At 44.6% G+C, this 6,363-nt stretch carries 9 protein-coding genes; 4 read left to right on the top strand and 5 right to left on the bottom strand.

The genetic code is table 11. The features are described 5' to 3' along the window. The 5 genes from Q0541_RS31585 to Q0541_RS31565 all read right to left on the bottom strand — a co-directional run. Positions 1–352, bottom strand: a 352-nt coding sequence (locus tag Q0541_RS31585; RefSeq protein ID WP_298920430.1) for a leucine-rich repeat domain-containing protein, incomplete at its 3' end; no start/stop codon positions are given. A gap of 565 nt (positions 353–917) precedes the next feature. Next, a complete protein-coding gene (locus Q0541_RS31580) occupies positions 918–1,541 on the bottom strand; it encodes a Uma2 family endonuclease (protein ID WP_298920428.1) in 624 nt (207 codons plus the stop codon). Positions 1,542–1,623: 82 nt separating this feature from the next. Beyond that, positions 1,624–2,442, bottom strand: a complete 819-nt coding sequence (locus tag Q0541_RS31575) for a type 1 glutamine amidotransferase (RefSeq protein ID WP_298920426.1) — start codon at positions 2,440–2,442, stop codon at positions 1,624–1,626. Positions 2,443–2,480: 38 nt separating this feature from the next. Next, positions 2,481–2,633, bottom strand: coding sequence for a DinB family protein (locus Q0541_RS31570; protein WP_298920425.1), 153 nt, complete (start codon positions 2,631–2,633; stop codon positions 2,481–2,483). Between the two features lie 8 nt (positions 2,634–2,641). Further along, positions 2,642–3,979, bottom strand: coding sequence for a Mur ligase family protein (locus Q0541_RS31565; protein ID WP_298920423.1), 1,338 nt, complete (start codon positions 3,977–3,979; stop codon positions 2,642–2,644). A 239-nt stretch (positions 3,980–4,218) separates the two neighbouring features. Here Q0541_RS31565 and Q0541_RS31560 point away from each other — a divergent pair, with 239 nt between their 5' ends. The 4 genes from Q0541_RS31560 to Q0541_RS31545 all read left to right on the top strand — a co-directional run. Beyond that, a complete protein-coding gene (locus tag Q0541_RS31560) occupies positions 4,219–5,070 on the top strand; it encodes an STAS domain-containing protein (protein WP_298920421.1) in 852 nt (283 codons plus the stop codon). 17 nt (positions 5,071–5,087) lie between these two features. After that, complete coding sequence (locus Q0541_RS31555; RefSeq protein WP_298920419.1) at positions 5,088–5,501, top strand: STAS domain-containing protein; 414 nt, start codon at positions 5,088–5,090, stop codon at positions 5,499–5,501. Continuing rightward, positions 5,482–5,886: an anti-sigma regulatory factor gene (locus tag Q0541_RS31550; RefSeq protein ID WP_298920417.1), complete on the top strand. Its 405-nt coding sequence runs from the start codon at positions 5,482–5,484 to the stop codon at positions 5,884–5,886. Before Q0541_RS31555 ends, Q0541_RS31550 begins: the two co-directional genes overlap by 20 nt. 1 nt (position 5,887) lies before the next feature. After that, positions 5,888–6,363, top strand: a 476-nt coding sequence (locus tag Q0541_RS31545) for an anti-sigma regulatory factor (RefSeq protein WP_298920415.1), incomplete at its 3' end; no start/stop codon positions are given.

The following is a 6,363-nucleotide window of genomic DNA, read 5'->3' as shown; positions in this document are numbered from 1 at the left end:
GTTGGAGGCGGGTGATGGCTTCTGGCAGCGTCGTTAATTTGTTACTGCTTAAATGTAAGGTGGTGATTTGTTGCAGGCGGGTAATGGCTTCTGGCAGTGTCGTTAATTGGTTGCCGCTTAAATCCAGGGAGGTGAGTTGTTCCAGGCGGGTAATGGCTTCTGGCAGTGTCGTTAATTCGTTGCCGCTTAAATTTAAAACCTCCAACCATTCCAGTTCAAACACCTCAGCAGGAATTTCTGTTAACTTTTCCTTGTTACCATGACGCAAATCACAGCTTAAATCTAATTCTTTAAGCTGTTTCTCTTTCGCTTCTCGGATTTTTTCAAGGAAATATTGGGGCGTATTTGCCATACTGAGGTTCACCTGTCAACGAAAGTTATATGTAATGCCCCTGATTCGCTGGACAATCTCGCAACTATTAATATTTTGCACTAATCTCAACAACCGCCACAGGTTAGAAACCTATGGCTGATAGCGAAAATCCTCTTAAGAGGACTAAATTCTTTCCAGACTTAGGTTTTAGTCTACTTGAGTGGCTTTGGCTATTGCTTTCTAGAACTTCGAGTTTCAGGCGATCGCGGGTGCTAATTGAGAATGCTACAAGATATCAAAGCAACCTACTATCCTGTGTAGCACTACATGAGCGCTAATGATTTTTACGGAATCTAAAAAGAATTTATCATTACCAATGGCTCAGATTTGCTTGTAAACAAGTCTTTAATACTCATTAATGGGGCTATGAACTCCGTTAATGAGTCTTTGATACTTGTGAATGAGTCTTTAATACTCGCGGACGAGTCTTTGATACTCGCGGACGAGTCTTTGATACTCGCCGATGAGTCTTTGATACTCGCCGATGAGTCTTTGATACTCGTGAATGAGTCTTTGATGGTTCTTTTACTTCTTTAGCCGTTTTTTACGCGACTTCTCCAGCTTGAAAAATCTGTTCAGCAGTTAAATTCAACTCTGGGAACGCTGGCGACTGAATGCGCTCATTTCCTCTAAATTGCCTAACCTGATACTCACCTTCAATTAATTGGTAAATCGAGATAGTTGGTTGTTTAGGATTGCCAATAAAGCGTCTACCACCTAAGCCGAGGTAGTCTACAATCCAATACTCAGGAATGCCCAAAGACTCGTAATCTTCTAGCTTCAAGGCATAATCATCACTCCAGTTGGTTGAAACAACTTCTACAACCAAACGAACGCAAGTACCCCGCGTGATGATAGATTCTTTTTTCCAGCGTGCTTCATCCCTAACAGCTTGTCTATCCAGAACGATGACATCTGGTTCATAACCTGAATCAGTATTAACTGACTTGATGACGCATTCTTTAGGGATAAAGTAAGGCATGGACAAATGAGTGATTTCAATAAACAAAGAACCATTGATAAACCCAGCTATCTCTGAGTGCTTCCCTGTTGGCTTAGGCATTTCAACAATTACCCCATCATGTAGTTCATAATGCCTGTCTGAAGATTCGGGATACCAGGCGATAAATTCATCAAATGTTACTTGTTTAGCTAAGGCTTGAGTCATACTTTGCCCCCTTGCTTGATGTCATTGAACCCTCTCCAAACCTCTCCCTGACACGGGGAGAGGCTTAATCAGCGAACTGAGGTTAAACTTTTGCCGCAGCAACACTTGGTAAACTTACTTTCAACCGCTTAAACATCGCTTCCCGCGCTTGTACAGCAAGATTATCATCTAAAGGTTCTAAGGTAATTTCCTGCTGATACTTTAGCCGCAGTGCTGTTTGAATTAACCAATCGGCGACAAAAGGATTTTTTGGTAACAAAGGGCCGTGGGAATAAGTTGCGATCGCATTCTGATAAAATGCTCCTTCTGTCCCATCTTCACCATTATTTCCCAAACCGTACACCACTCGCCCCAATGCTTCTACTTTCCCCAGTTTGGTACGTCCGCCGTGATTTTCAAAGCCTACCAAATATGGTGTACTTCCCGTCATCTCTTTTAAATCTCGCGCCAGACGTGAGGCTGTGACTTCAATTACCAAGTTACCAATACAGCGCTTAGTATTTTCACCAGGATGCACGGAAACTAAATCGAGTATTCCCAAACCTTCAATCCGTTGTCCTAATCCTGGTTCATAATAATGTCCCAGCAACTGGGGGGAACCACAGGTAAACACTCCTGGCGTACCATTTTCAATTTTCTCGCGCATGGCGTCAGCTTTTGCACCTTGCAAATCACGCATGACAATTTCTTGCTGACGATCTTGTGCGCCACCACCAACTATTACATCTACAGTTTTAATATCTGCGGCTGTGGCATTTTGATCCAGGGGTAATACTTTAACATCGTATCCCCGCCACTGGGCGCGACGTTCTATAGTAATTACATTACCGCGATCGCCATAGGTACTCATCAACGTTGGATAAAGCCAACCAATTGTTAATTCAAAATTTTGAGAACTCATAAATAACTCTTGATTAATAACTAATAGTTTTTATCAACTTATGAAATCACTCTGTGCATATCCAAACTTGGAGGAGCAATTTCCGTTTGGGTTAGCATATCGTGAATTTGTCCTCGGTGATGTGTCTGGTGGTTGAAAACTCTTTGAGTAACGAAATATGGGGCATAGGGAAAAATTTCTCTACTCCCCACTCCCTAATTTAAAGAATTTTTCGACCAGTCAAGACTTCTCGCACTTCTAACATGGCTGAATAGGTAGGCAGAATGTGCAAAGTTTCATTCTCTGGTGTATGCTCTAATGCAGTAGCGATCGCCTGTGGCAAATCTTCTTCGACTATTAAATTTAACCCACTCTCACAGGACTTCTGACTGTAACGTAGACGTAGTGCCAGATCGTAGACGCGATCGCCACTAACTACTAATGTCCCTCCACGTTCGACTAATTTCTCAGTATCCACGTCCCAAATCCAGGATACATCAGTGCCGTCGGGTGTGCGATCGTTCAATACTAGCAGTGTGGTTTTATCTGTGCTTTGAGTAACTACGCGAATGGTTTCATTCGTTCCCACGGGATTTTTTGATAACAGAATCCGCACCCGTTTACCGTTAATTACTAAATCTTCCGCCCGACCAAACGCAGCTTGAAAGGTGTTAATAGTATCTTTAATTGTTGCTTCATCAACTCCCAACTCAATAGCCGCAGTCGCAGCCGCTAAAGTATTATATTTGTTGTACAAACCAACAAGAATTTGCGACCATTCACTACTTTCGAGAGTCGGTTTACTTTTACTAAAACTACACTTGGGACAAGTAAAATCTCCTAAATGAGACAAATAAACACCCTTGTAATCTAAGGAATGTCCACATTTGGGACAATAGATAGAATCAACAGCGTGAGGAATAGCTTCCAGATAATGTTCTGGTTCATTCAAGCCAAAGAATAACACCCGTTGAGGTAACTGCTGACCGAGGTTAGATAAAGTTGGGTCATCAGCATTGGGAATTACCACCGTTTCTACTGGTAGGGTAGAAATAACTTTTGTCCAACGCTTACTAATTGTGTCTACTTCCCCGTACCTATCGAGTTGGTCGCGGAATAAGTTTAAACAGAGAATAATTCGCGGTTGGAGTGGCGTTAATACTCTTGGTACAATATTTTCATCCACTTCCAAAATGGCGTAATCAACATTTAGTGTACCTAGTAAGGTGGTGGTTTCCAACAACGCACTTATCAAGCCATTTTCTAGATTTGCACCTGTAGAATTATGAGCGATGCGGTAACCCTTGCGTTCTAATATCGTGCATAAAAGCAGTGCTGTAGTGGTTTTGCCGTTAGTACCAGCAATTAAAATCACCCCGTTTTTAACTTGCTGACTCAATAATTGTAAGAGTCGGGGTTCAATGCGACGAGCAATCGAGCCTGGTAATACACTAGCAGCACCCAAACGGAGCGATCGCACTATAAACGTCACACTTTTTGCCACTGACACCGCGAAACCCAGTCGCAGCCTATCTATGAATTGTATTTTGTTTCCCACATCCGTACCTTAGTCTTCTGGCAGTTGCTAATTGAAAGTTTTTAGTTGCAAATTTAATTTTGTGAGTTTAGCGAATCCTAGCTTAAAAAGCCAGTCTCAACATTGTTAGGGAGCTTAATAAACTATTCCATGTCGCCGGGCCCCCGAAAAAAATCGCTCTCCAACTTCAGCTTTCAGGTTAGGCTAAATCGTCATACACTGATTTTGAACTGATGAAAGGGGTTGCCCTTATAGGAACGATGAGCGAAAGTAAGATACCAGAGATCCTGGAAACTTTCGAGGCAGATATGCTATCGGAGTGGATTCAGGAGCTAGCCACTATTAATCTTCGCAGAGGCTTGATTAAAGAAGCTGAGATCAAGGAGGAGTGCCGGGAATTCCTTAGCTTGTTTCGGATCGCCGTTGGGCAAGGCAACTTAACCAATATTCAGGGAGTGACATGGGAGGAGATGCGGGAAATGCTAAGTAGCATTTCTCGATCGCGATCGCAAAAAGGCTTCACACCCACTGAAACGGCTACATTCATTTTTTCGTTCAAGCAACCCCTCTTTAAGCGGATGCGTCAACAATTGAAAGACCCGATTGAGTTGGGTGAAGAAATCTGGCTAGCCACAAACTTACTCGATCAGATGGGATTGCTGATCATGGAAGTATATCAGAAGACGCGGGAAGAGGTGATTTTGCGACAGCAGGAAGAGTTGATGGAGCTGTCTACCCCAGTAGTTAAACTCTGGGACGGAATTTTGGCATTGCCGATTATCGGCACTCTGGATAGTGCCCGCACTCAAATAGTGATGGAATCGTTATTGCAGAAGATTGTCGAAACCGAGTCAGAAGTTGCGATCATTGACATTACTGGGGTTCCCACCGTCGATACCCTCACTGCTCAACATCTGCTCAAGACCGTTACTGCTGCCCGTCTCATGGGAGCCGATTGTATGATCAGTGGCATTCGTCCTCAAATTGCCCAAACAATCGTCTACCTCGGTATTGATTTGGCTAATGTCACAACAAAGGCAACGTTAGCCGATGCCTTTCTCACAGCGCTAAAACGGATGGGAGTGACCATCACCCGCTCTCAACCCAAATAGGTGGATAGGAAAAGCCAATGGAACGCATTCCCATACTCAAAATGGGCGATTTACTGCTTGTGACAATCCAAGTAGACATGCACGATCGCCTCGCCATGACGCTACAGGATGACCTGACCAACCGCATCACTCAAACTCATGCTCACGGTGTCCTGATCGATATTTCTGCATTAGAGATTGTTGATTCCTTCATTGGGAGAATTTTAAGCAACATTGCCAGAATGTCAAGGGTGCTGGATGCACAAACAGTTGTCGTTGGAATGCAGCCTGCTGTGGCAATCACCTTAGTGGAATTGGGGCTATCGCTGACGGGCATTCGCACTGCCCTAAACGTAGAAAAGGGCATGGCACTGTTGCGATCATCACTCGATAAAACCACAGATCAAATCACTGCCACCAAATGGAGGGCAGATGACGATCCAGAAGACTGAAACGATGGACATTGAATCTTCTACAGATGTAGTCTTAGTTCGGCAGACCGTGCGCCAGTTTGCCGTGGAGATTGGCTTTGGCTTAGTAGACCAAACTAAAATTGTGACTGCCGCCAGTGAGTTAGCCCGCAATACCCTAGACTATGGGGGAGGCGGCACAGTAAAGCTAGAAACGCTTCAGGAAGGGGGACGACGAGGACTCAGGCTGACCTTTGAAGATCATGGTCCGGGAATTTCTAATATTGAGTTGGCGCTGAAGGATGGGTTTACTACTGGGGGTGGATTGGGTATGGGGCTGGGCGGTGCCAAACGACTTGCCAACGAGTTTGAGATTCATTCTGCGGTGGGAGAAGGGACACGGATAAAAATTGTACGATGGAAATAAAATGAGAGAATCTGTCGCTATCACAATTACTGAATCCAGCCAGACCGGGGAAGCTCGACGGGTAGCGATGGCTTTGGCAACTCGGCTCGGCTTTCAGGAAACGGAACGGGGCAAGGTTGGCATTGTGGTGACAGAGGTTGCTAACAATCTAGTGCAGCACGCTCATGGCGGAGTGGTGCTGCTGCGGACGCTCAACCAGCATTTAGCAGTCGGCATTGAGGTTTTGTCACTCGATAAAGGATCGGGCATGGTCGATGTAGATCAGTGTTTGCAAGATGGCTTTTCCACAGCGGGAACGTCAGGCAATGGAATGGGCGCAATTCGTCGCCTCTCTGGTTTATTTGAAATTTACTCTGTTCCCAACCAAGGGACAGCGCTCCTTGCCCACCTCTGGTCAGACTCGACACCCCATGCGCCTGAAAAGACCTTAGAAATTGGGGTGATCTGTTTGCCCAAACGAGGAGAAGACGTTTCAGG

The sequence above is a fragment of the uncultured Nostoc sp. genome, from assembly GCF_937863485.1.
Lineage (GTDB): Bacteria > Cyanobacteriota > Cyanobacteriia > Cyanobacteriales > Nostocaceae > Nostoc.
This window is presented reverse-complemented; position numbering and strand designations above follow the sequence as displayed.

Coding starts and splice junctions, on each gene's coding strand:
- Q0541_RS31580 (WP_298920428.1), bottom strand. CDS start 1,541: ATGACTCAAGCCTTAGCTAAACAAGTAACATTTGATGAATTTATCGCC.
- Q0541_RS31575 (WP_298920426.1), bottom strand. CDS start 2,442: ATGAGTTCTCAAAATTTTGAATTAACAATTGGTTGGCTTTATCCAACG.
- Q0541_RS31560 (WP_298920421.1), top strand. CDS start 4,219: ATGAGCGAAAGTAAGATACCAGAGATCCTGGAAACTTTCGAGGCAGAT.
- Q0541_RS31555 (WP_298920419.1), top strand. CDS start 5,088: ATGGAACGCATTCCCATACTCAAAATGGGCGATTTACTGCTTGTGACA.
- Q0541_RS31550 (WP_298920417.1), top strand. CDS start 5,482: ATGACGATCCAGAAGACTGAAACGATGGACATTGAATCTTCTACAGAT.